Here is a 22,214-nt window from a genome sequence, read left to right on the forward strand (position 1 = left end):
CTTTAACCAGTATAGCATAGATTAAAAAGTGCGGTTGGGCCGCCGTCACAAAAAGGCGAATTGCTCGCCTTTTTGCCGAAGCCTTAATAAAAACTCGCGCCCAAAATGCCCATCAGGATCATATTGGCGATGTCTTTTTCAGGGATGACTTGCCCGTTGAGTTTCAACTCGCCGTTATCAAGCTTGAGCTCAAGGGTGTAGTGATCGTCACTTTGCTGGTGCAAAATGTTTTCAGCGACCGCACTTTGCAGCATTTCGTTCACGTCGGCTTGTGCCTGCGCTTGCGCGGTTTGTGCATCAACGTCGTCATCGCCCATGGCCAGTGTTTTCAGCGTTTCTGTCAGCGCCGGTCTGTTGACATCCGCATTCACCGCAAAGCGCTCAAACAGCGAAAGCACCTTGCCTTTCATCAAGGCTTTTTGCCAATCGGTTTGGGCAAAGGCGATGTCGGCGGTCAGTTTATTTTCCCCCGCGCTGTTAGTCAGGCTAAACGGCTGGAGTTTCAGCTCTGGCTGGTGTTGGAAAAACGCCATGCCCGCACTTTGCAGCGCGTGCTCAAGGCGTGCCTCGTCCATATTTTCCGCATTGCGAATGGTGCTCATCAGCTCGTCTAGCGCTTTGGCATCAAGGTGATTAAAGGCGATGTCGTAGAACAATTTGCCCAAATCTTGGCCAGAGAGCAGCATTTTATCGGCTTGCAATTTGGAGCGAATATTCACCGAGTCGTTATCCAGCGCGATATCGCCGTTGGCATCAAGGTTGTGCAGCGAAAAATAGGCCTTGGCGTCGGCTTGGTTGCTGTCAAACAACTCAAGGGCGTCGAGTTTGATGTGTTGCGTGCCCACGCCGATGTTTTTGTATTCACTTGGCTGGTAGTCTGATTTCACCACCACATTTTTAAGCGCCAATTTAAACGGCATTGGGTCACCGTCAAGGCCGTCGTTGGCGTTGCTGGTGATAGCAAGGTTTTCAATTTCTGTTTCCACCTTGCCGATGCCGTTGAGATCGGTGTCGCTGATGAATTTAAACGGCGAAGAGGTGAATTCGTGGCTGCCGTCTTCGCTGCGATAATGCATCGCGGCAAAATCAAGCGTTTGCGCCACGCGTTGATCATAACCGACAGAAAAATCGCCTTTTAATGGTGTTTTGCTGTCGCTGGCGTCAAATATTGGGCTGATGCTTGGGTCATTGAGCAGCTCAATGTTGCCGCTGGCCATCACCGGCAACCAGCGCAGAGTCAACAAGCGCGAGAGCGGCAGTGGGCCGTGCTCAACCAAAATTTTAAACGGCAAGGTGTAGTTTTTATTATCTTGCGTATTAGTGACCACCAGCTGGTTTTCAATCGTGGTGGTGAACAAATGCTTGTTGTAATTGGTGGTTTTGTACTCGAGCTTGTAAGGCGAGGTGAGGGAGACTTGCGCAAACTCGCTGTTCACGCGCTCAACCAATTGCGGGTATTGCTCGGCCAACAACTTGCCCGAGTACCAACTGCCGCCCAGCCACGCGCCGCCTAAAACCACCGCCAACATGAGTGCAATATGCCGTTTTTTCATTCACTTCTCCTTCATTTGTAACGTTTTTGTCACTATAACAGCTAATAGATAAAAAAACACCCGCAAAATGCGGGTGTTAACATCAAAAGTGCGGTTATGAGCGCTTCATCACTTCAAAAAACTCTTCGTTGGTTTTCGCCATCGCCAGTTTATCCAGCAAGAACTCCATCGCTTCAATCTCACCCATTGGGTGAACAATTTTGCGCAGAATCCACATTTTTTGTAGCTCGTCAGGGGTGGTGAGCAGCTCTTCTTTACGCGTACCTGAGCGGTTGAAGTCAATCGCTGGGAACACGCGTTTTTCAGCAATTTTGCGTGAAAGGTGCAGCTCCATGTTACCGGTGCCTTTAAACTCTTCGTAGATCACCTCATCCATTTTCGAGCCGGTGTCCACCAGCGCGGTGGCGATGATGGTCAAGCTGCCGCCTTCTTCGACGTTACGCGCGGCACCAAAAAAGCGTTTAGGGCGGTGCAGAGCATTGGCGTCCACCCCACCCGAGAGGATCTTGCCGGAGGCTGGGGTCACGGTATTGTAGGCGCGCGCCAAGCGGGTGATGGAGTCGAGCAAAATCACCACGTCTTTTTTGTGCTCAACCAAGCGTTTGGCTTTTTCGATCACCATTTCAGCCACTTGCACGTGGCGTGTTGCTGGTTCATCAAAGGTGGAGGCGACCACTTCGCCTTTCACCATGCGTTGCATTTCAGTCACCTCTTCAGGGCGCTCGTCGATCAGCAACACCATCAGCACACATTCAGGGTAGTTGTAGGTGATGCTTTGCGCGATGCTTTGCAGCAACATGGTTTTACCCGCTTTCGGCGGGGCGACGATCAAACCACGCTGGCCTTTACCGATTGGCGCGGCGAGGTCAAGAATACGGGAGGTTAAATCTTCTGTTGAGCCATTGCCGCGCTCCATATACATGCGGGAGTTGGCGTGCAGCGGGGTTAAGTTTTCAAATAGGATTTTGTTGCGGGAGATTTCAGGTTTGTCGGCGTTGACTTCTTTGATTTTTAATAACGCAAAATAGCGCTCGCCTTCTTTTGGTGGGCGGATTTTGCCTTCCACCATGTCGCCCGTGCGCAAGTTAAAGCGGCGAATTTGGCTTGGCGAAACATAAATATCATCGGGGCCGGCCAAATAGGAGCTGTCAGCCGAGCGCAAAAAGCCAAAGCCGTCGGGCAAAATTTCCAACACGCCGTCGCCGAAGATGTCTTCACCGCTTTTGGCGTGTTGTTTTAAGATCGCAAAAATAATGTCTTGTTTGCGCAAGCGGGCTAAGTTTTCCAAACCCATTTGCTCTTCACCGAGCTTGACGAGCTCAGATACAGGCGTGTTTTTCAGTTCTGTTAAATTCATAATGTAATAAGAGAAGTAAATCGAGTTGATTAATGGAATGTTAAAGTGCGGTCGCACGAAAGTTTTGAATGGGCGTAAAATTACCATTAAAACTGTGCACTGTCTAGCCTGATTTAAGAAAAACCGCCGGTTGCAGGCAATTGTGTGATTAAAATCAAGTTTATTTTGTGGATAAGGGCGCAAAATGCTATGCTTATGCTTTAGGATGAACGTAAAATAAACGCTTAAAGGACACGTCATGGAAAAAGATACCCACCTCAGCCAGTTGCGCTTTAGCGAACTGGCGTTACACCCCAAAGTGGCGCAAGCATTAGCCGATAAAGGGTTTGATTTTTGCACCCCGATTCAGGCCTTGACCTTGCCAATTACACTCTCTGGGCGCGATGTGGCAGGCCAAGCGCAAACGGGCACAGGCAAAACCATGGCGTTTTTGATTGCCACATTTCACCATCTGCTTAAAGACACCGAAAGTGCGGTGCGCGCCAACCAACCGCGAGCGCTGATTTTAGCCCCCACACGCGAGCTGGCAGTGCAAATCGCCCACGACGCTGATACGTTAAGCGCACAAACTGGGCTGAAAACCGCACTGGCCTATGGCGGTGACGGCTACGACAAGCAGCTCAAAGCCATTGAGCAAGGCGTGGATGTGTTGATTGGCACCACCGGCCGGGTGATTGATTATGTCAAACAAAACATCATCAACCTTGATAAAATCCAAGTAGTGGTGCTCGATGAGGCCGACCGTATGTTTGACTTGGGCTTTATCCGCGACATTCGCTATCTACTGCGCCGCTGCCCGGCCAACACCGAGCGGCTGACAATGCTGTTTTCCGCCACCTTGTCTTACCGTGTGCGCGAGCTGGCGTTTGAAGATATGAACGAGCCAGAATATATCGAAATCGAACCGCAACAAAAAACCGCCGCGCAAATCTCCGAAGAGCTGTTTTATCCCTCCAATCAAGACAAAATGCGCTTGTTGCAAACCTTGCTTGAAGAAGAGTGGCCCGATCGCTGCATTATTTTTGCCAACACCAAACACCAGTGTGAAAACATTTGGGCGCATTTGGCCGCCGACGGCCACCGCGTGGGCTTGCTGACAGGCGATGTGGCGCAAAACAAACGCTTGGCGCTGTTGGATAAATTCACCCAAGGCGCGCTCGATGTGCTGGTGGCAACAGACGTGGCTGCGCGCGGGTTGCATATTCCGGCGGTGACGCACGTGTTCAACTACGATTTGCCAGACGACTGTGAAGACTACGTGCACCGCATTGGGCGCACAGGGCGCGCAGGCGAGGCGGGCAAATCGATTAGCTTTGCCTGTGAGCAATACGCCATGAACCTGCCGGCGATTGAAGAGTACATCGGCCACCACATTCCCGTCAGCCAATATGACGAAACCGCACTTTTAACCGATTTGCCAAAACCGCAGCGTCGCCGTCGCACCAGCAACAGCAATCAGCGCCCTGGCAACCGTGGCAACACCCGCCGACGCAACTTTTCACGCTAAACGCCTGCAAACCGCACTTTGCGATAAAAGTGCGGTCAATCATTTCGCTTTTTGCCCAAGTGCGGTTATAATTCCCCTTTTATTTGTTCTATTTTAACGCAATACATGGGGAAACTTTTGCAAGATTCATTAGCCCAAACAGTGACAACAATTTTAGACGAACTCAAAGCCACCGATATCGATGTGTTTGACGTGCGCGCCAATAGCGGCATCACCGACAACATGGTAGTGTGCACCGGCACCTCCAGCCGCCATGTGGGCGCGATTGCGCAAAACCTCACCGAGGCGTGCAAAAAGCAAGGCATTGAGTCTTATGGTGCTGAGGGCATCAACACCGCCGATTGGGTGGTGGTGGATTTCGGCCAGGTGATTGTGCATGTGATGCAGCAAGAAAGCCGCGATCTCTATCAATTAGAAAAACTCTGGGGTTAAGGTGAAAATCCAACTCATCGCCGTGGGGGTGAAAATGCCCAGCTGGGTCAACGAGGGCTTTCGTGAATATCAGCGCCGCTTCCCAAAAGAGATGCCGCTGGAGCTGATTGAAATCCCCGCCGGCAAACGCGGCAAAAACGCCGACATTAAACGCATTTTGGACAAAGAGGGCGAGCTGATGCTGGCGGAATGCGGCAAATCGATGATTGTCACCCTCGACATCCCGGGCAAGCCGTGGGACACGTCGCAGCTGGCGGAGCAGCTGGAAAGCTGGAAGCAAGACGGGCGCGATGTCAGTTTGCTCATTGGCGGGCCTGAGGGGCTGTCAAGTGCGGTCAAAGCCGCCGCCGAGCGCAGCTGGTCGCTCTCGCCATTAACGCTGCCGCACCCGCTGGTGCGCGTGGTGGTGGCGGAGAGTTTGTATCGCGCGTGGAGCTTGTCGGCCAATCACCCTTACCATCGTGAATAAGAGAAAGTGCGGTTGTGAAAGAGATTATTCGAGATAACAAAGCAGAGCAGAACCTGTTTTTACGACGGGCGCTGGTGGCGTTTATTGGCGTCATCATTTTGCTTGCGCTGCTGCTGCTTAATCTCTATCACCTGCAGGTGCGCGATTTTGACAACTACCAAACCCGCTCCAACGGCAACCGCATCAAGCTGCTGCCCGTGCCGCCAACCCGCGGGTTGATTTATGACCGCAACGGCCATGTGCTGGCAGAAAATTTGACCTTTTTTGGCCTCTACATCGTGCCGGAAAAAACGGAAAACCTCGAGCAAACCTACGACGCGCTGCGCCAAATTGTCGGCTTGCAAGACGAAGACATTGACGCCTTTAAAAAAGAGCGTCGGCGTAACTCGCGCTACACGCCGATTTTGCTTAAACCGAATTTAACCGAAGAGCAAATCGCGCGCTTTGCCGTGGAGCAATACAAATTCCCAAGCTTGGAAGTGCGGCCGTATTTCAAACGCCACTATCCATACGGCGAGGACATGACCCATATTTTAGGCTATGTGGCCAAAATCAACGACAAAGACGTTGAAAAGCTGAAAAAAGACGACAAACTGGCCAATTACGCAGGCTCAAGCGACATTGGCAAGCTCGGCATTGAGCGCTTTTATGAAGACCAACTCCATGGTGAGGTCGGCTTTGAAGAGGTGGAGGTCAATAACCGTGGCAAAGTGATCCGCACTTTGCGCCAGCAGCCCGCGGTGTCGGGCAAAAGCATTAAGCTGACGATCGACATTGAGCTGCAACGCTACATCCGCCAGCTGCTTGACGGGCGCCGTGGCGCGGTGGTGGTGCTTGACCCGCGCGATAACAGCATTTTGGCCATGGTTTCGAGCCCAACTTACGACAACAATTTGTTCGTCGGTGGCATTTCAGGCAAAGATTACCGCACGTTGCTCAATGACCCTGACCGCCCGCTGTATAGCCGCACCACCCAAGGCGCATTCCCGCCGGCGTCCACCATCAAACCGTTTTCGGCCGTGGCGGCGCTGCAAGAGGGCGTGATCAGCACCAGCACCACCATTTATGACCCTGGGTATTGGGTGTTGCCAGGCACGGAGCGGCGTTATCGCGACTGGCTGAAAAGCGGCCACGGGCGGCTGAATTTGAACAAAGCGATTATGGAGTCAGCCGATACGTATTTTTATCAAGTGGTGTATGACATGGGCATTAACCGCTTTTCCAAATGGATGAAAAAATTTGGCTTTGGGCTGCCAACGGGCGTGGACATTCGGGAAGAAACCACCGGCGTGATGCCCGATCGCGAATGGAAGCGCAAACGCTTTAAAAAATCGTGGGTGATGGGCGATACCATCCCCGTGGGCATTGGCCAAGGCTACTGGACGGCGACCCCGCTGCAAGTGGTCAAAGCGCTGAGCATTTTGATCAACAACGGCAAGGTCAACACACCGCACTTTATGAAAGAGATCATCGGCAACCAGATTGAGCCGTATCAAGATCCAAAACTTTATGAAGACATCACCGGCGTGCCTAATGCCTACTGGCAAGCGGCGAAGCAAGGGATGTTCTCGGTGCTGTATGGCCCGTCGGGCACGGCGCGCAAGGCCTTTACGGGCATGCCGTATTACGCCGCGGGCAAATCGGGCACCGCGCAGGTGTTTGGCTTGAAAGAAAATCAAAAATACGATGCCAAGAGCTTGGCGAAACATTTGCACGACCACGCGTGGTTTATCTCTTACGCGCCGTTTAATGAGCCGAAAATCGCGCTGTCGATCTTCTTAGAAAACGCCGGTGGCGGCTCGAGCAACGCAGCACCGCTGGCACGACAAATTTTGGATCACTATTTATTGCGCATGGGGCATATCAAAGATGACAATACACAAAGTGCGGTTGCGCAAGCCGAGGAGGCGCTGTGAGTGACGAAAAACGCTTTTTCGGCGGGCTATGGGCGCGGCTGCATTTAGACTTTTGGCTATTTTTAGGGCTGGTGGTCATCAGTGCCTATGGCTTGATTGTGCTTTACAGTGCATCGGGCGCCAGCGAGGCGATGTTTCAAAGCCGCGTGATTCAAATCGCGCTGGGCTTTACCGTGATGATCGTGATGGCGCAATTGCCGCCACGCTTTTATGAACGCATCGCGCCTTATCTTTATGTGATCGGCATTGTGTTGCTGATTTTGGTGGATGTGATTGGTACCACCAGCAAAGGCGCCCAGCGCTGGCTCAACTTGGGGCTGTTTCGCTTTCAGCCCTCTGAGATTGTCAAACTCTCGGTGCCGCTTATGGTGGCGGTTTATTTAGGCCGGCAAAAACTGCCGCCAACGCTGCTCAGCACCTTTATTGCGCTTGCGATGATTTTTGTGCCAACGATTTTGGTGGCGATCCAGCCCGATCTCGGCACGTCGATTTTAGTTAGCGCATCGGGGCTATTTGTTGTATTCTTAGCGGGGATGAGCTGGCGGCTAATTGCCATTGCGGTGGTTGGCCTGGCGGGGTTCATCCCTATTATGTGGTATTTTTTAATGCACGATTACCAACGCACCCGCGTGATGACACTGTTTGACCCCGAGTCAGACCCACTGGGTGCGGGCTATCACATTATTCAGTCGAAAATCGCCATTGGATCAGGCGGGCTGTTTGGCAAAGGCTGGATGCAAGGCACCCAGTCGCAATTGGAATTTTTGCCCGAGCCACATACAGATTTTATTTTTGCGGTGCTCGGTGAAGAGCACGGCTTAATTGGTGTGTTGATTTTACTGGCGATTTATATGTTTATTATCATCCGCGGTTTGATGATTGCCGGCAAAGCCGACACCTCGTTTGGCCGCATCTTAACAGGTGCGATAATTTTAATCTTTTTTGTTTATATTTTTGTCAACATCGGCATGGTCAGCGGTATTTTGCCGGTGGTTGGCGTACCCTTACCGCTTGTCAGCTATGGCGGCACGTCGTTCGTGACGCTGATGGCGGGGTTTGGGTTGATTATGTCAATCCATACCCACAAGCGCAAAATAACACAATACCTATGAGGTATTGCGAGGACTTTTTATGAATTATGTAAAATTCACATTCTGGGGCTTGCTCTCATTGTGTGTAGGCATGCAAACGGCACTGGCAAGCGCCGGCGGCGCGCTGGAGAAGTATTACGGCGTCAAAGGCCCGGCCTTGAGCCAGTCGGCTAGTCGTAGCAAAAGCCGCTCCTACACCGTGAAAGGGCAAACCTACAAAACCCTAAATCATGAAACGGCGAAGGAATATTCGGTCACTGGCACCGCGAGTTTTTATGCCAAAAAATTCAACGGCCGCAAAACCTCCAGCGGCGAGATTTATAACGAAAATCTGCTCACCGCTGCGCACAAACGCTTGCCGATCCCAAGCTATGTGCTGGTAACCAACTTGCACAACGGGCGCAAAGTGGTGGTGCGGGTCAATGACCGCGGGCCATTTGTCGGCGATCGCAAAATTGATCTCTCCAAGGCGGCGGCGCGCGAGCTCGGCATGCTCCATCGCGGCACCGCGAAAGTGAAACTCGATGTGGTGCATGTGGACCGCCACGGCAACATCAGCGGCCCAGGTGGTGAGAAGCTGATGAACATTGCCAAACGTAAAATTTGCCCATCCCAGGGCAAAAAGACGCGCAAAATGCCGTCGAAATCGCACAAGGTGAAAGCCAAAGTGCGGTCGAAACAGCACAAAACGCGCCGCAAAACGTGAGCGTGTCTGCCCATACTTATGAATTGCAAAGTGTTAATCTCGGTAGCGACAAACAAGCCAAGCAGTTAATTGCCAAACTCACCATGGATAATATCAACAGCGAAATTATCCGTGATGGGGATCGCTACAAAGTGAAATTTGGCCCGATTGCCAGCAAAAGCATGGTTAATCAGCTGAAATCGCAGCTGGTGAAAGAAGGCCAAAAAGACAATATTTTATATTCTTATAACGCAAAATAAGCCAAAGGAGTTTGTTTGCTATGTTTAAACACGCAAAATCAGCCGTAACGTTGTTAGCAGCAACTTTATCTGTTTCAAGCTTGAGCTACGCCGAAGGCGAGGCGCTGGAATTTAATATCCCAACGCCGCAACTCAACGCCAAAAGCTATGTGCTGGTGGACTACCACACCGGCGTGGTGCTGGCCCAAAAAGACATGAACGAGCGCTATGCGCCAGCCAGTTTGACCAAAATGATGACCAGCTATGTGGTCGGTGATGCCATTAAACAAGGCAAAATCCACAATGATGACATGGTCACCATCAGTGAAAACGCGTGGGGCAAAAAATTCCCAGGCTCGTCCAAAATGTTTTTGAACATCAACCAGCAAGTCAGCGTCAGTGATCTCAATCACGGCGTGATCATCGCCTCGGGCAACGACGCTTGCGTAGCACTGGCGGAGCATTTAACAGGCAGCGAGCACAACTTTATTGAATTGATGAATAAATATGTGCAGCAATTTGGGCTGAAAAACACTCACTTTGCCACCGTGCATGGGCTGGATGCTGACGGGCAATACTCATCAGCCTACGACATGGCGGTGATTGGCAGCCATTTGATTCGTGACCTGCCGGATGAATACCACATCTATGCGCAAAAAGATTTCACCTTTAACAAAATCAAACAAAACAACCGCAATGGCCTATTGTGGGATAAAAACTTACAAGTTGACGGCATCAAAACTGGCCACACCGACCAAGCCGGCTACAACCTAGTGGCCTCGGCGGTGAACGGCGACACGCGTTTTGTTTCGGTGGTGATGGGTGTGCCAACCTACAAAGGCCGCGAGGTGGAAAGCAAAAAATTATTGCAATGGGGCTTTAACCACTTTGAAACCTTAAAACCGTTTAAAGCCGGCACGGTGGTTTCTGAGCAGAGCGTGTACTACGGCGCGGAAAACAAAGTCAAACTCGGCACGCTTGAAGACGGCTTTATCACCATTCCAAAAGGCAAAATGGCCGAGCTGAAAGCGCGCTATGAGCTCAACAATCGCTTTTTAGAAGCGCCACTGGCCAAAGGGCAAAGCGTGGGCAAAGTGGTTTATCAACTCGACGGCAAAGATGTGGCTACAGTTGATTTGCAAGTGCTTGAAAACGTGGAAGAAGCAGGCTTTTTCGGCAAAATGGTTGACTGGGTTGTGCTGACTGTGAAGAGCTTGTTTTAACGGAGAATACGATGACCAAAGAGATCAATTTAAACGACCTCGGTGAAGACAAAACCTTAAAAGATTTGCTCACCTTTCCGTGCAGCTTCACCTTCAAAGTGATGGGGCTGGCCGACACCGCGTTGAAAGACAAAGTGGTGGCCGAAGTGCAAAAAGTGGTGCCAGGGGATTATTCACCCGAGGTGAAACCGAGCTCAAAAGGCAAATACGAAGCGGTTTCCATCACCTTGCAAGCGCAAAACATCGAGCAAATCGACACCTTATACCAAACGCTGGCGGAGATCGACGGCGTGCGGATGGTGCTTTAAATAGTGCGGTAAAGTGCGGTTATGCAACACGCGACAACCTTGATCATCCGCGATCTCGGCGTGCAGCCTTATGTGGCCACATGGGAGAAGATGCAAGCGTTCACCAACGCGCGCGGTGACGACACCTTAGATGAAATCTGGCTGGTGCAGCACCCGTCGGTGTTCACCCAAGGGCAGGCGGGCAAGGCCGAGCATTTGCTGCGCCAAAGCGACATCCCTGTGGTGCAATCCGACCGTGGCGGGCAGATCACCTATCACGGCATCGGCCAGCAGGTGATGTATGTGCTGATCGACATCAAACGTCACAAAACGCAAGACAACACCTTTAATGTGCGTGAGCTGGTCAGCGCGCTGGAAAACACCGTGATCGCCACCTTGCGTGACTACGGCATTGACAGCGCAGCCAAGCCTGATGCGCCAGGGGTCTATGTTGACGGGCGCAAAATTTGCTCGCTGGGGCTTCGTATTCGCAAAGGGTGCTCCTTTCATGGGTTGGCGTTGAACGTGAATTTAGACCTCACGCCGTTTAGCTACATCAATCCGTGCGGCTATGCTGGCCTAGAAATGTGCCAGTTGAGTGAATTAATCTCTGAGCGCACTTTACAATGCGACGCGGTTGCGCCACAATTGGTGCAACATTTTTGCAACATCATGCACTACACCACCTTCGACCACCGTCAAGGGTGGCAATAATCATTAACTGAGAACATTATGGGCAAGCCGTTTAAAATGGAGCGTGGCGTGAAATATCGCGACGCCGCAAAAACCTCAATTATCCCTGTAAAAAACATCAACCCAGACCAAGAGCTGCTGCCAAAACCAGCGTGGATGAAAATCAAACTGCCGGCCAGCAGCGTGAAAATTGAAGGGATCAAAAACGCGATGCGCAAGCACGGGCTGCACTCCGTGTGTGAAGAGGCCTCTTGCCCGAATTTGGCCGAGTGTTTCAACCACGGCACCGCGACCTTTATGATTTTGGGCGCGATTTGCACTCGCCGCTGCCCGTTTTGCGATGTGGCACACGGCAAACCCTTGCCGCCAGACCCAGACGAGCCGCGCAAATTGGCGATGACCATTCGCGATATGAAATTGCGCTATGTGGTGATCACCTCCGTTGACCGCGACGATTTGCGCGATGGCGGCGCGGGCCATTTTGCCGAGTGCGTGAAAGCCATTCGCGAGCTCAACCCAGAGATTAAAATTGAGATTTTGGTGCCCGATTTCCGCGGCAAAATCGACAAAGCCCTTGAAGTGCTCGCCAGTGCGCCGCCGGATGTGTTTAACCACAACCTTGAAAACATCCCGCGGCTTTATAAAGAAATCCGCCCTGGGGCTGATTATCAGTGGTCTTTGCGTCTGCTGCGTGAGTTTAAAGCGCTGTTTCCAGAGATTCCAACCAAATCTGGCTTGATGGTCGGCTTAGGCGAAACCAACGAAGAGATTTTGGACGTGATGCAAGATTTGCGTAACAACGGTGTGACCATGCTAACACTGGGGCAATACCTCCAACCTAGCCGCCACCACTTGCCAGTTGACCGCTATGTTTCGCCTGATGAGTTTGACGTGATGAAACAAAAAGCGCTCGCCATGGGCTTTGAACACGCTGCCTGCGGGCCGTTTGTGCGCTCATCGTATCACGCTGACTTGCAAGCCCAAGGCAAAGAGGTGAAATAGCCCAACCGCACTTTGAGATTATGACAAAACCATTCGACGTTGCCATTATTGGCGCAGGTGCTGCGGGGCTTTTTTGTGCGGGGTTGCTAGGCCAAGCAGGCTTGCGCGCGGTGGTGCTTGATAGCGGCAAAAAAATCGGGCGCAAAATTTTGATGTCGGGCGGTGGCTTTTGTAATTTTACTAATCTTGATGTGGGCGCAGAGCACTATTTGTGCGCCAACCCGCACTTTGTCAAATCCGCCCTTTCTCGTTTCACCCAGTGGGATTTCATCGCGCTGGTCAATCATTATCAAATTGCTTATCACGAAAAAGAGCGCGGCCAGCTGTTTTGTGACATTGGCGCTAGCGAAATTGTGCGCTTGCTGCAAAGTGAGTGCGACAAAGGCGATGTGACCATTGCCTTGCGTGAGGCGGTGGAGAGCGTCAGTTATCATGAACCGCACTTTACTATTTCAGCCAGTCAAACTTACCACGCCCGCCACTTGGTGGTGGCAACAGGTGGGCTTTCCATGCCCAAACTGGGCGCTAGCGCCTTGGGCTATCAACTGGCCACGCAATTTGGTTTGTCGGTGCGCGCTCCGCGAGCCAGCTTAGTGCCTTTTACTTTCCGCGAGCAAGACAGCTTTCTCTCGGAACTCGCCGGCGTTGCTCTGCCCGTGGTGGTGCAAGCCAAGTGCGGTATGGCATTTTCTCACCAAATGCTGTTCACTCATCGCGGGCTTTCAGGGCCTGCGATGTTGCAAATCTCCAACTATTGGCAGCCTGGTGAAGCGCTGAAAATCGATCTCTTGCCGCAAGGGGATATCAAAACATGGCTTGCTAAGCAGCGCCAACGCACGCCAAAGCAGCAGCTGAAAACCGCACTTTGCCAGTGCCTGCCCAAACGCTTGGTCACATTGTGGGAGGCGCGGGGCGTGATCCCAAGCGTGGAGCTGGCGCATTTAAGCAAAGCGCAGCTTGAAGCCCTTGAAACAACAGTGCATCACTGGGCGTTTCAGCCCAACGGCACGGAGGGGTACCGCAGTGCTGAGGTGACACTTGGCGGGGTGGATACGGCGCAGATTTCATCGAAAACACTGCAAGCCAGCACTCAGAAAAACCTCTATTTTATCGGCGAAGTGCTTGATGTCACTGGCTGGCTTGGTGGGTATAATTTCCAGTGGGCGTGGAGCTCGGCTTACGCTTGCGCACAAGGGATTATCGCGCAAGAAAATTGCGATCGCGATTAAACACCTGCAAAAAGAGCTCAAGCGGCGGCTTTTCGGATGGCATCAGCTGGTGCTTGGCATCATATTGGAAATATTCGCCTTTGGAATCAAGCTGATATTGCGTGCCGTCGCGGGCGATGATCACATTCCAGCGCTGATTGGCGGCAAACACCCACGAGGCATTATCGGCGCTGAACAAATTGCGCCCTTGGGTGTAATCACCGTTGCGGTTTTCCAGCGCGAACACCTCTTGCATCACGCTTGGCACAATGTCCATCAGCGAGGTAATGCTGGCATAATGCCCCGCGCCATGGCCGCGCCATTGCATAATCAGTGGCACTTGCAGGCGATCTTGGCCAAAATAGTTGCTGTCTTGCTGGAATTTGGCGTTGAAGGAATAGCCTTGATCGGCGGTGATGATCACCACCGTATCAGTCGCGCCTTGGTTAATTTGCGCCAGCATTTGCGCCAAATAGCTATCAATGCGCTGGAGTTGGAGAGCATATTCGGCCTGTTTTTCCGCCTCAGGGGCGTTAAGCACGCCTTTCATCGCGCCAATCAGGTCAAATTGCATATAGCTAAACCACGGCGTTTGCGCCTGCTGGCGTGCTTGCGCTTGCCAATCCAGCCAAGCTTGGGTGCGCTGGGCATCATCACTGAGTACATTTAGGCGTTTGCCAAACAAGGTGTTGCGATACAGCGTCGAATTGGCGTTGGCAAAGGCGCCGAAGTGATAGCCCAGCTCCTGCATACGGTCAAACCACACGGGTTGCGTTTTCTGGTTTAACAGGCTGTCTAAGTAGTTGGCGTTGAGGCCATAAAACAGGCTCACCAGTGCGCCATCTTGCTCGTTGCTGCCGCTATAATTATTACTCAGTTGAATATTGCGCGCGGCAAACTCACGCAAGGTTGGCATCGCCTCGCCATCGAGTGCATCAAAACGCAGGCCTGAAATATTAATGACCAAAATATTTTGCACAGGCGTGCTTTGCGCACCATAGTAAAGTGCGGTTTTCGGGTAATCCAGCGCAGGCGCATCCAGCCGGCCGGTTTGCGAGAGCCGGTCAAAATAGATGTCTTTATCCAGCAGCTGATTTTTCTGCAAAAAGGTGCGTGCTGTCATCGGGTAGGCTAGCGGCAAATTGGCGCGCTGGGCGGTGACAGGGCGATAAAAATAGGCATCAGCCCAGGCATAAATTAAATGGGAGCAGACAAAGCACAACGTGAGCACCAGCACCACGCCTTTGACCCATTTTTGCCGCTCAAGGCTGCGCAGTTTGTCCCAGCTCCAGCGCGAGAAAATCATCAGCACCATCAAAATCAACGGCATCGGTGCGAAAAAGATCTCCCAATTGCGCGCCAGCCGCCCGTTGTCAGGGTTGACTAAAATATCCCAAATCAAAATCGACAAATGCAGATTGAAGCGATAGAACACTTCGCTGTCAAACAGCAGCAGCGTCAGCCCAATGGTGGCAAAAATCACACTCACGCCGCGGAAAGTGGCGGGGTTTTTAATAATAAAACTTAAAGGGAAGAGTACGAGCAAATAAAGCGCAAAAACAATAAAGCTAAAATGCCCTAATATATTGATAATAAAATAAAATCGACCAATGAACGTTTCAGGCCAGTCGCTGATGAAAGCATAACGTGCGCCGATTAAAATGGCAAAAATGATGTTAAACAGTGCAAACCAATGCCCCCACGCAATTTTGCGTGAAATGGCTTCCCAATATTGGCGCGAGAGCTTAAACATGCACTTGCCTATCAGTGACGGGTGTTGACCGATTGTTGCAGCGCGCGGCAGAAAGTCTCAACCAAGGCTTGCTGCTGGGCTGGCGCAACGCTGGATTTCAACAAATTGGTTACGGTATCACCGAGCGCCATCAGCGCTAAGTCGACACTGGCATGGTGTTGCTCAAGCACGGCGGCGAGATCTTGCAGCAGGGCGCGCACTTGGGTGTCTGAATATTTTGATTGTCTTGCCATGTTGTTCTTATCTTAGGTTTGAGCCAAACGGGCTTGTTTATCGTGTTATAGTAGCATAAATTTTTTTTGACAGCTAAAAAAGCGCAACAAAATTCGCTATAATGCGGGAAATTTTCAACCAAGGCAACGACAATGAGCATTGATGTAAAAGCAATTATTCTTCACCAACTTGAGCCGAACGCAAACGAAAGTGAAAGTGCGGTTCTCACCACTCGGCTGCGCGCCCAGCCCCTGGCTGTGGAGGACGACATCTTACAAATGATGTTGACTCTTCACCAGCACTATCAAGGTAAGGCGCAGGCCTACGGCGTGTTCAAGCAAGAATCCACTTTTGCGCAAAGCCTGAATCAATACCTTGAAGGCGAACTCGATTTTTTGTCATTCAGCCAACAAAGCGCCAAAGCGCTGGGCCAAGAGCTGGGACAGTACAATTTCGCCCAAGGGGGCAGTTTTATTTTTTGCCATTACACCTTTTTGGCCACGCAATATTTGTTTATCGCGCTGCTGGATAATCGCGAAAGTGTGTTGGTGGACGACGCGCTGGACATTCATCAGGTCTCTTATCTTAACATGGCGCAGTTTGACATCGCCGCGCGGATTAATTTAACCCAGCTGCAAGTAGACGCCAGCGACAAGCGCTATTTGAGCTATCTCAAAGGCCGCGTGGGGCGCAAAGTGGCGGATTTCTTTATGGATTTTCTCGGTGCTGAGCCTGGCTTTGACCCGAAAGCGCAAAACCTCACTTTGTTGCAAGCGGTGGACGATTTCTGCCAGCAAGGGGAGCTCAACGCGCAACAAACGCAAGCAGTGAAGTCGCAAACTTTTGACTATTGCAAAGGCCAACTTAAAGCGGGTGAAGAAATTGTCCTTTCAGAACTCTCTGATGTGCTGCCAGTGCTCAACGAGCAAGCCTTCAGCACCTTTAGCCAAACGCAAGAGTACGACCTTGCCGAGCAAATTCCGCCGGTGCAAAGTGCGCTGAAAAGCCTGACCAAATACTCCGGTTCAGGCAAAGGGGTGACCATCAGCTTTGACGCCGCTTTGCTGGGCGAGCGCTTGATTTGGGATGAGCACGCCGACACCCTCACCCTTAAAGGCTTGCCTGCTAACCTGCGCGATCAGCTCCAACGCTTTGCCAAAGGTTAAAACAAAAGTGCGGTTGGATTTTTTGCGCCAGCCGTCACATATGAGTAGAAAATTCTCTCACTTTTTGGCATTATAAAGCCATTGAACACAGCATGCCGCTTTGCGGTCAAGCCAACCTAGACGGAAAAGGTAAACTTATGCGTATTAAATCTCTTCTCGCCATGACACTGATTGCCGCAAGTGTCAGCTCTTGCTCGTTGTATAACAAGCTTGTCTACCGCATTGACGTACCGCAAGGCAACTACCTCCAGCAAGATCAAGTTGAGCAACTGCAAGTTGGCATGACAGCGCCGCAAGTCCAATACCTGCTCGGCACCCCGCTGCTGATTGACCCCTACAACCGTTTTGTGTGGTACTACGTTTTCTTGCAACAAAAAGGCCACCAAGACCCTGTGCAGCGCACCTTGACCGTGAATTTCTCACAACAAGGCACCGTGAGCGATTTCACCTTGGATAAACCGTTGCCTGAAATGCAAAAAGGCGACGTCAAACCGATTGAACTCGACGACGAACACAGCTGGTGGCAATCGTTTAAAAATATGTTCTCCTCAAACTAACCTCCAAGCCCGATGTTATCGGGCTTTTTGCTGCCTGCCATTTGAGTTTAATTTCAAGAAAATGCTATAGTGAGTGAAACTATATTCTCACCAGGAGGCGTTATGGATAATATTATTTGGATCATTGCACTTGTGGTGCTGGTTGTTGTGGGCTTTTGGTTTGTCGGCAACGTGCTACGCAACCGGCGAGAAAAGGCCCGTCTTGAGCAACACGAGCAAAGCGTTGTGGTGCTCAGCACCAGCCAAAGCGGCTATGCCGAGGCTGTCAACGTGCTGTCTTACAACGGCATCACCCCCAGCACTTTCACCTACCAAGGCCAACAAGCAATTTATCTGCCCGTCGGCCAGGTGGAATTGAGCGTGCAAGCCCAAAGTGATGACACCACCGAGCCCCACCAAATGCGCGTCAACGTGGCCGAAAAATCCGTCTACCACCTACGCTACAACCTCACCACCAAAGAGTATCAGTTTGTGGGGTATGATAAATAAGTAAGATGAAAGCCGATTAAAACCGCACTTTAAGATAAAAGTGCGGTTTTGTTTTATTGCGCCATTTTTTTGGCGGTTTTGAGGAAGCCTTCGGCGCTGGTGAAGATGGCATCATGGCCTTGGGCGCGGAGGATGGCGTCGCTTAACTCGCGCACGGCACCTTTGCCACCGGCGGTGTTGAGGGTGATATCAGCAGCGTCTTGAATGTAATCAGGGGCGTCGGCAACAGCAACAGCGAGGCCACAGCTGGCAAAGGCGGGCAGGTCAACGCTGTCATCGCCGATATAGGCGGTTTGTTCTGCGCTGACGCCGGCCTGCGCCATCAGTTGTTGGCAGGCGGTGCGTTTTTCCAGCTTGCCGAGCTGAAACAGCGTGATGCCCAGATCGGCGATGCGTTTGCGCAAAATGGCGGAATCCCGCCCGGAGAGCACGGCCACTTGCACGCCGTTTTCGATCAGCATGCGGATGCCAAGCCCGTCGCGCACGTTGAAGCATTTCAGCGCCTCACCATTGGCGTCGTAATAGAGCGCGCCGTCGGTCAGCACGCCGTCGACATCAGTGATTAACAATTTGATCTGTTTGAGCTTTTTATTCATTTTTTACCCTTAGCTTGAAAATTCAACCAAACCAAGCACTTTGCCGTTGTCGGTCACAATCAGTGAATGAATTTTGTGCTCGCGCATGTAATCCTCCGCTTGGCTTAAAAATGTGTCAGCCTCAACGGTTTTAGGGTTGCGCGACATAATATCCTGCGCGTTTAGGCGGATGCATTTCACCCCTTTGGCGGAAAAGGCGCGGCGAATGTCGCCGTCGGTGATGATGCCCGCTAATGCGTCGTTTTCCATCACCACCGCCACGCCCATGCGCCCTTCGTTCATGGTGGTGATACATTCACTAAACGGTGTGTTAGGGGCGACCACGGGCAGCTTGGTTTGCATCGCGTTGCGCACGCGGGTGAGCAACCGCCGGCCAAGGCTGCCGCCAGGGTGAAAGCGGGCGAAATCTTGCGGCTGGAAGTTGCGCGCTTTGATCAACGCCACCGCCAGCGCATCAGCCAGCGCCAGTGTCACCAGTGCTGAGGTGGTGGGCGCGAGATTGTTCGGGCAGGCCTCACGCTCAACCGCGATGTTGAGCACATAATCGGCGTTTTTTGCCAGTGTGGAGCTTGGGTTGCCCGTCATGGCGATGATTTTATTGCCAAAATTTTGCAAGCTGGGGATCAGCTTGTTGACATCGTCGGTTTCGCCGCTGTATGAAATCAAAATGACAATATCAATCGGCTTGAGCATGCCCAAATCGCCGTGAAAGGCTTCCGTTGGGTGCAAAAAGAAGCTCGGTGTGCCTGTTGAGGCAAAGGTGGCGACCATTTTTTGCCCAATCAGGCCAGATTTGCCAATGCCTGACACCACCAGCCGGCCTTGGCCGGTTAAGATCAGCTCAACCACATCATTAAAAGTGCGGTCAAGGCGCTCGCGCAAGGTTGCTAAGCCGTGCTCTTCAATGCTCAGCGTTTGGCGTGCAATGTTTAGATAATCCATAATTGTCTCCCACAAAGAATCGCTTGTATTCTAACGTATGTGATTAAATGGATAAATCCCAAGATGTCAAAATTGTGCGAAACCGCACTTTTTTGTAGGCTAAAGTGAAATGTGTTAGCCAATGGGCGCAATTTCACGTAGAATGGCGCGTGAGTTGGCCAGGCAATCGCTGGTTTATTGAAGCCCTTACCCATGGTGGAGGGGACAAATAGATGAGAGGAAAGTCCGGGCTACACAGGGCAGAGTGCCAGATAACGTCTGGGGGGCGCGAGCCTACGACAAGTGCAGCAGAGAGCAGACCGCCGATGGGCGCAAGCCACAGGTAAGGGTGAAAGGGTGCGGTAAGAGCGCACCGTGCCGCTGGCAACAGTGTGCAGCAAGGTAAACTCCACTCGTAGCAAGACCAAATAGGAACGCAATGCGTGGCCCGCGCAGCGTTCGGGTAGGTTGCTTGAGCGTGTGTGTGAATGCACGCCTAGAGGAATGATTGCCCACGACAGAACCCGGCTTATCGGCCAACTCACACGTTTTTAAAAGTGCGGTTAAGGTGACTTGACCGCACTTTTGCTTTTTAAGGCGCGCTAAAGCGAATCAAGCCCTCTTGCGCGGTGCTGGCAATCAGCCGGCCTTGTTGGTCAAAAATCTGCCCGCGCGCAAGGCCACGCGCGCCAGACGCGTTGTTGCTTTCCACCGCATGCAGCAGCCAGTTGTTGAGATCAAACGGGCGGTGAAACCAAATGGCGTGGTCGATGGTGGCCACTTTCATGCCGGGCTCTAAAAAGCCTTTTTTGTGTGGGTGAAGTGCGGTCAGCAAGCAGTGGAAGTCACTGAAATAGGCCAGCAAGCATTGGTTGATCGCCAAATCGTCGGGCACGCGGCCGTTGGCCTTAAACCACGCGTATTGCTCCGGCGGGAATTCAATGCCTTTAAACGGATTATTCAAATACTTGGTGCGCACATCAAACGGGCGCTCAGCGGTGAGCTTGTCACGAATGGCTTCAGGCAGATAAGGCGCCACTGCGCGCACGGCGGCGAGTTCATCGGTCAGCGCCTCTGGCGGCTCCACTTGCGGCATCACGACTTGGTGCTCAAAGCCTTGTTCTGGCGCTTGGAAGGAAGCGGTGATGTGGCAAATCGGCTCATTGTGTTGCAGCGCTTTAACCCGCAGTGCGCTGAAATTATGCCCATGGCGGAGCACTTCCACGTCGTATAAAATTGGGTGGGCGGCATCGCCTGTGCGCAAAAAATAAGCGTGCGCGGAGTGCAATACGCGCTCTTTGGGTGCGACTTGCATCGCGGCATACAGTGCTTGGGCGATCACTTGCCCGCCGAAAACTTGGCGCAAGCCCATGTCCACATTGTGGCCACGGTAGTAGTGATCGTCAATCATCTCAAGCTCGAGCAGGGCGATCAGTTTGTCTAAAATTGAAGCGTTCATGGCTTTCCTTGTTGGCTGTTTTTTTACGGTTATAACAAAGTTGACTGATGAATACAATGAAAACGGCGGATAAATCGGCAACTGTGGGCGAGAAACTTGCAATCACCGCACTTTTATAGCACAATGCACGCACTTGATTTTTCAAGTCCTCTATGGGTTCTCCCTTGGTTCCTCGCAACAGGGTTTGGCTCACTGGGTCAGGTTCGGAAGAAAGCAGCCCAAGTTAAATTACTGTGTGCCGAGATCAAGCTGGGGGAGAATCCACCCTTTCTCGTAATAATTTCACGTTGTTATGATCTAATTCTCCTTTTTTGCTTAATTTTGAATAAAATAGCGTTGTGTGCTTGATCTTTTCGACCGCACTTTATAGTATTTGTCACTATAGTTACTATTCTTCTTTTTGGCTTGGCAGGTAATCATGAAAAAAATAGTGATCATTGTGCTGCTACTGGCAATCGCTGGCGGCGCCTATTGGTTTTTCACGCGGGATGACCGCACGCAATACGAAGGCGTGAGCTACAGCAATGGGCGGCTGGAATTTGCCCGCATGGACGTGGCCAGCCTTTATCCTGGGCGGGTGGAGCGCTTGGCGGTGAGTGAAGGGCAGCAGGTTGCCCAAGGCGATGTGTTGGCAGAGCTGTCCTCCAGCACCAGTTCCAGCCAATTGCAAGCGGCCAAAGCGCAGCAAGCGCGTGCCGAGCAAGCCGTTAGCCGCGCGCAAGCGGAAGTGCAAGCCCGCGAGCAGCAGCTCAATGTGGCACAGATGGATCTCAACAACGCGCAGAAAATGCGCCGGGAGCGCTTAATTTCTCAATCTGAGCTTGAAAAACGCATCGCCGCGCGTGATGCCGCCCGTGCTGCGGTGGAGGCCACCAAAGCCGCACAATCTGAGGCCAGTGCCGCGGTGGAGGCCGCGAAAGCGCAAGTGGAGCAAGCCTCCAGCGTGAATGAAGACATGCAAGTGCGCGCCCCGCAAGCCGGCCGCGTGGAATACACGATTGCGGAAGTGGGCAATGTGATCCCCGCCGGCGGCAAAGTGGTGAGCCTGCTCAACCTGGATGATGTCAGCATGAATCTCTTTTTCCAAGCGCCTGTGGTCAACAACATTGCCCTTAACAGCGAGGCGCGCATTGTGCTCGATGGGCTAGATAGCGTGTTCCCTGCCAAAGTGGTGTATGTCGCGGCCCAGTCGCAGTTCACACCAAAATTTGTGGAAACCGCCGAAGAGCGCGAAAAGCTGGTGTTCAAGGTGAAGCTGAAAATCGACAAAGACACCGTGGATAAAATCGCGCCGTATCTCAAAGGCGGCATGACGGGCAATGGTTATGTGCTCACCGCACCAAACGCCACCTTCCCGCCTGAGTTGGCGGTGAAATTGCCGCGCTAACCGCACTTTGA

The 22,214-nt window shown here is 51.9% G+C and carries 23 protein-coding genes and 2 other RNA genes; 18 read left to right on the plus strand and 7 right to left on the minus strand.

Annotated elements, in window-relative coordinates; all coding sequences use genetic code 11:
- Positions 1-83: 83 nt before the first annotated feature.
- Together HPC37_RS02255 and rho are read right to left on the minus strand one after the other, a co-directional pair.
- Positions 84-1,553: a YdgA family protein gene (locus HPC37_RS02255; RefSeq protein ID WP_208121615.1), complete on the minus strand. Its 1,470-nt coding sequence runs from the start codon at positions 1,551-1,553 to the stop codon at positions 84-86.
- Positions 1,554-1,647: 94 nt separating this feature from the next.
- Positions 1,648-2,910: a transcription termination factor Rho gene (gene rho / locus HPC37_RS02260; RefSeq protein WP_208119466.1), complete on the minus strand. Its 1,263-nt coding sequence runs from the start codon at positions 2,908-2,910 to the stop codon at positions 1,648-1,650.
- A 238-nt stretch (positions 2,911-3,148) separates the two neighbouring features.
- On the opposite strand from rho, the gene rhlB reads away from it, so the two are divergent.
- From rhlB to HPC37_RS02320, 12 genes are all read left to right on the plus strand, one after another.
- Positions 3,149-4,417 (plus strand): ATP-dependent RNA helicase RhlB, encoded by a 1,269-nt coding sequence (rhlB, locus tag HPC37_RS02265; RefSeq protein WP_208121616.1) that lies wholly within the window; start codon positions 3,149-3,151, stop codon positions 4,415-4,417.
- Positions 4,418-4,534: 117 nt separating this feature from the next.
- Positions 4,535-4,849 carry a ribosome silencing factor gene (rsfS, locus tag HPC37_RS02270; protein WP_235961291.1) on the plus strand — a complete coding sequence of 105 codons (315 nt, stop codon included), beginning with the start codon at positions 4,535-4,537 and terminating at the stop codon, positions 4,847-4,849.
- A 1-nt stretch (position 4,850) separates the two neighbouring features.
- Positions 4,851-5,318 (plus strand): 23S rRNA (pseudouridine(1915)-N(3))-methyltransferase RlmH, encoded by a 468-nt coding sequence (gene rlmH, locus HPC37_RS02275; protein WP_208121618.1) that lies wholly within the window; start codon positions 4,851-4,853, stop codon positions 5,316-5,318.
- Between the two features lie 14 nt (positions 5,319-5,332).
- The gene (gene mrdA / locus HPC37_RS02280; protein ID WP_345789993.1) at positions 5,333-7,234 is read left to right on the plus strand and encodes a penicillin-binding protein 2; all 1,902 of its coding nucleotides are present in this window, start codon (positions 5,333-5,335) and stop codon (positions 7,232-7,234) included.
- Positions 7,231-8,346, plus strand: a complete 1,116-nt coding sequence (gene rodA, locus HPC37_RS02285; RefSeq protein ID WP_208121619.1) for a rod shape-determining protein RodA — start codon at positions 7,231-7,233, stop codon at positions 8,344-8,346. Before mrdA ends, rodA begins: the two co-directional genes overlap by 4 nt.
- Positions 8,347-8,365: 19 nt before the next feature.
- Positions 8,366-9,031 carry a septal ring lytic transglycosylase RlpA family protein gene (locus HPC37_RS02290; RefSeq protein ID WP_235961293.1) on the plus strand — a complete coding sequence of 222 codons (666 nt, stop codon included), beginning with the start codon at positions 8,366-8,368 and terminating at the stop codon, positions 9,029-9,031.
- A gap of 2 nt (positions 9,032-9,033) precedes the next feature.
- Positions 9,034-9,270: an SPOR domain-containing protein gene (locus tag HPC37_RS02295; protein ID WP_208121620.1), complete on the plus strand. Its 237-nt coding sequence runs from the start codon at positions 9,034-9,036 to the stop codon at positions 9,268-9,270.
- Positions 9,271-9,290: 20 nt separating this feature from the next.
- Positions 9,291-10,472, plus strand: a complete 1,182-nt coding sequence (locus HPC37_RS02300) for a serine hydrolase (protein WP_208121621.1) — start codon at positions 9,291-9,293, stop codon at positions 10,470-10,472.
- 11 nt (positions 10,473-10,483) lie between these two features.
- A complete protein-coding gene (gene ybeD / locus HPC37_RS02305; RefSeq protein WP_208121622.1) occupies positions 10,484-10,780 on the plus strand; it encodes a DUF493 family protein YbeD in 297 nt (98 codons plus the stop codon).
- A 21-nt stretch (positions 10,781-10,801) separates the two neighbouring features.
- A complete protein-coding gene (gene lipB, locus HPC37_RS02310) occupies positions 10,802-11,473 on the plus strand; it encodes a lipoyl(octanoyl) transferase LipB (protein ID WP_208121623.1) in 672 nt (223 codons plus the stop codon).
- Between the two features lie 18 nt (positions 11,474-11,491).
- Positions 11,492-12,454 carry a lipoyl synthase gene (gene lipA, locus HPC37_RS02315; RefSeq protein ID WP_208121624.1) on the plus strand — a complete coding sequence of 321 codons (963 nt, stop codon included), beginning with the start codon at positions 11,492-11,494 and terminating at the stop codon, positions 12,452-12,454.
- Between the two features lie 20 nt (positions 12,455-12,474).
- On the plus strand, positions 12,475-13,683 hold the full coding sequence (locus HPC37_RS02320; RefSeq protein ID WP_208121625.1) for a BaiN/RdsA family NAD(P)/FAD-dependent oxidoreductase: 1,209 nt from the start codon (positions 12,475-12,477) through the stop codon (positions 13,681-13,683).
- On the opposite strand, the gene HPC37_RS02325 is transcribed toward HPC37_RS02320, so the two are convergent.
- Both HPC37_RS02325 and HPC37_RS02330 read right to left on the minus strand, forming a co-directional pair.
- A complete protein-coding gene (locus HPC37_RS02325; protein WP_208121626.1) occupies positions 13,652-15,415 on the minus strand; it encodes a DUF3413 domain-containing protein in 1,764 nt (587 codons plus the stop codon). The genes HPC37_RS02320 and HPC37_RS02325 overlap by 32 nt on opposite strands.
- A gap of 11 nt (positions 15,416-15,426) precedes the next feature.
- Entirely contained in the window at positions 15,427-15,648 is a 222-nt protein-coding gene (locus HPC37_RS02330; RefSeq protein WP_208121627.1) for a YejL family protein, read from the minus strand.
- A 132-nt stretch (positions 15,649-15,780) separates the two neighbouring features.
- Between HPC37_RS02330 and yejK the strand changes: the two genes are divergently transcribed.
- The 3 genes from yejK to HPC37_RS02345 all read left to right on the plus strand — a co-directional run bounded on the left by yejK (position 15,781) and on the right by HPC37_RS02345 (position 17,840).
- Positions 15,781-16,794, plus strand: a complete 1,014-nt coding sequence (yejK, locus tag HPC37_RS02335) for a nucleoid-associated protein YejK (RefSeq protein WP_208121628.1) — start codon at positions 15,781-15,783, stop codon at positions 16,792-16,794.
- Between the two features lie 137 nt (positions 16,795-16,931).
- Entirely contained in the window at positions 16,932-17,351 is a 420-nt protein-coding gene (gene bamE, locus HPC37_RS02340; protein WP_208121629.1) for an outer membrane protein assembly factor BamE, read from the plus strand.
- A 102-nt stretch (positions 17,352-17,453) separates the two neighbouring features.
- Complete coding sequence (locus HPC37_RS02345) at positions 17,454-17,840, plus strand: hypothetical protein (RefSeq protein ID WP_208121630.1); 387 nt, start codon at positions 17,454-17,456, stop codon at positions 17,838-17,840.
- A gap of 53 nt (positions 17,841-17,893) precedes the next feature.
- Here HPC37_RS02345 and HPC37_RS02350 read toward each other — a convergent pair whose 3' ends face one another.
- Entirely contained in the window at positions 17,894-18,436 is a 543-nt protein-coding gene (locus tag HPC37_RS02350) for a KdsC family phosphatase (RefSeq protein WP_208121631.1), read from the minus strand.
- Positions 18,437-18,445: 9 nt separating this feature from the next.
- Complete coding sequence (locus HPC37_RS02355; RefSeq protein ID WP_208121632.1) at positions 18,446-19,378, minus strand: KpsF/GutQ family sugar-phosphate isomerase; 933 nt, start codon at positions 19,376-19,378, stop codon at positions 18,446-18,448.
- A gap of 150 nt (positions 19,379-19,528) precedes the next feature.
- Between HPC37_RS02355 and rnpB the strand changes: the two genes are divergently transcribed.
- Positions 19,529-19,905, plus strand: an RNA gene (gene rnpB / locus HPC37_RS02360) — RNase P RNA component class A.
- A gap of 44 nt (positions 19,906-19,949) precedes the next feature.
- On the opposite strand, the gene tesB is transcribed toward rnpB, so the two are convergent.
- The gene (gene tesB, locus HPC37_RS02365) at positions 19,950-20,816 is read right to left on the minus strand and encodes an acyl-CoA thioesterase II (RefSeq protein WP_208121633.1); all 867 of its coding nucleotides are present in this window, start codon (positions 20,814-20,816) and stop codon (positions 19,950-19,952) included.
- A gap of 161 nt (positions 20,817-20,977) precedes the next feature.
- Between tesB and ffs the strand changes: the two genes are divergently transcribed.
- Both ffs and HPC37_RS02375 read left to right on the plus strand, forming a co-directional pair.
- Positions 20,978-21,070, plus strand: an RNA gene (gene ffs, locus HPC37_RS02370) — signal recognition particle sRNA small type.
- 164 nt (positions 21,071-21,234) lie between these two features.
- Positions 21,235-22,203, plus strand: a complete 969-nt coding sequence (locus HPC37_RS02375) for an HlyD family secretion protein (protein WP_208121634.1) — start codon at positions 21,235-21,237, stop codon at positions 22,201-22,203.
- Positions 22,204-22,214 lie beyond the last annotated feature (11 nt).

It is taken from the genome of Spirabiliibacterium mucosae, assembly GCF_014884965.1.
Classification (GTDB): Bacteria; Pseudomonadota; Gammaproteobacteria; order Enterobacterales; family Pasteurellaceae; genus Spirabiliibacterium; species Spirabiliibacterium mucosae.

What these genes read in the sequence shown, in the direction of transcription:
- HPC37_RS02255 (WP_208121615.1), bottom strand. Translation starts at nt 1,553, where the DNA reads ATGAAAAAACGGCATATTGCACTCATGTTGGCGGTGGTTTTAGGCGGC.
- rho (WP_208119466.1), bottom strand. Translation starts at nt 2,910, where the DNA reads ATGAATTTAACAGAACTGAAAAACACGCCTGTATCTGAGCTCGTCAAG.
- rhlB (WP_208121616.1), top strand. Translation starts at nt 3,149, where the DNA reads ATGGAAAAAGATACCCACCTCAGCCAGTTGCGCTTTAGCGAACTGGCG.
- HPC37_RS02290 (WP_235961293.1), top strand. Translation starts at nt 8,366, where the DNA reads ATGAATTATGTAAAATTCACATTCTGGGGCTTGCTCTCATTGTGTGTA.
- HPC37_RS02300 (WP_208121621.1), top strand. Translation starts at nt 9,291, where the DNA reads ATGTTTAAACACGCAAAATCAGCCGTAACGTTGTTAGCAGCAACTTTA.
- ybeD (WP_208121622.1), top strand. Translation starts at nt 10,484, where the DNA reads ATGACCAAAGAGATCAATTTAAACGACCTCGGTGAAGACAAAACCTTA.
- lipB (WP_208121623.1), top strand. Translation starts at nt 10,802, where the DNA reads ATGCAACACGCGACAACCTTGATCATCCGCGATCTCGGCGTGCAGCCT.
- lipA (WP_208121624.1), top strand. Translation starts at nt 11,492, where the DNA reads ATGGGCAAGCCGTTTAAAATGGAGCGTGGCGTGAAATATCGCGACGCC.
- HPC37_RS02320 (WP_208121625.1), top strand. Translation starts at nt 12,475, where the DNA reads ATGACAAAACCATTCGACGTTGCCATTATTGGCGCAGGTGCTGCGGGG.
- HPC37_RS02325 (WP_208121626.1), bottom strand. Translation starts at nt 15,415, where the DNA reads ATGTTTAAGCTCTCGCGCCAATATTGGGAAGCCATTTCACGCAAAATT.
- HPC37_RS02330 (WP_208121627.1), bottom strand. Translation starts at nt 15,648, where the DNA reads ATGGCAAGACAATCAAAATATTCAGACACCCAAGTGCGCGCCCTGCTG.
- yejK (WP_208121628.1), top strand. Translation starts at nt 15,781, where the DNA reads ATGAGCATTGATGTAAAAGCAATTATTCTTCACCAACTTGAGCCGAAC.
- bamE (WP_208121629.1), top strand. Translation starts at nt 16,932, where the DNA reads ATGCGTATTAAATCTCTTCTCGCCATGACACTGATTGCCGCAAGTGTC.
- HPC37_RS02345 (WP_208121630.1), top strand. Translation starts at nt 17,454, where the DNA reads ATGGATAATATTATTTGGATCATTGCACTTGTGGTGCTGGTTGTTGTG.
- HPC37_RS02350 (WP_208121631.1), bottom strand. Translation starts at nt 18,436, where the DNA reads ATGAATAAAAAGCTCAAACAGATCAAATTGTTAATCACTGATGTCGAC.
- HPC37_RS02355 (WP_208121632.1), bottom strand. Translation starts at nt 19,378, where the DNA reads ATGGATTATCTAAACATTGCACGCCAAACGCTGAGCATTGAAGAGCAC.
- tesB (WP_208121633.1), bottom strand. Translation starts at nt 20,816, where the DNA reads ATGAACGCTTCAATTTTAGACAAACTGATCGCCCTGCTCGAGCTTGAG.
- HPC37_RS02375 (WP_208121634.1), top strand. Translation starts at nt 21,235, where the DNA reads ATGAAAAAAATAGTGATCATTGTGCTGCTACTGGCAATCGCTGGCGGC.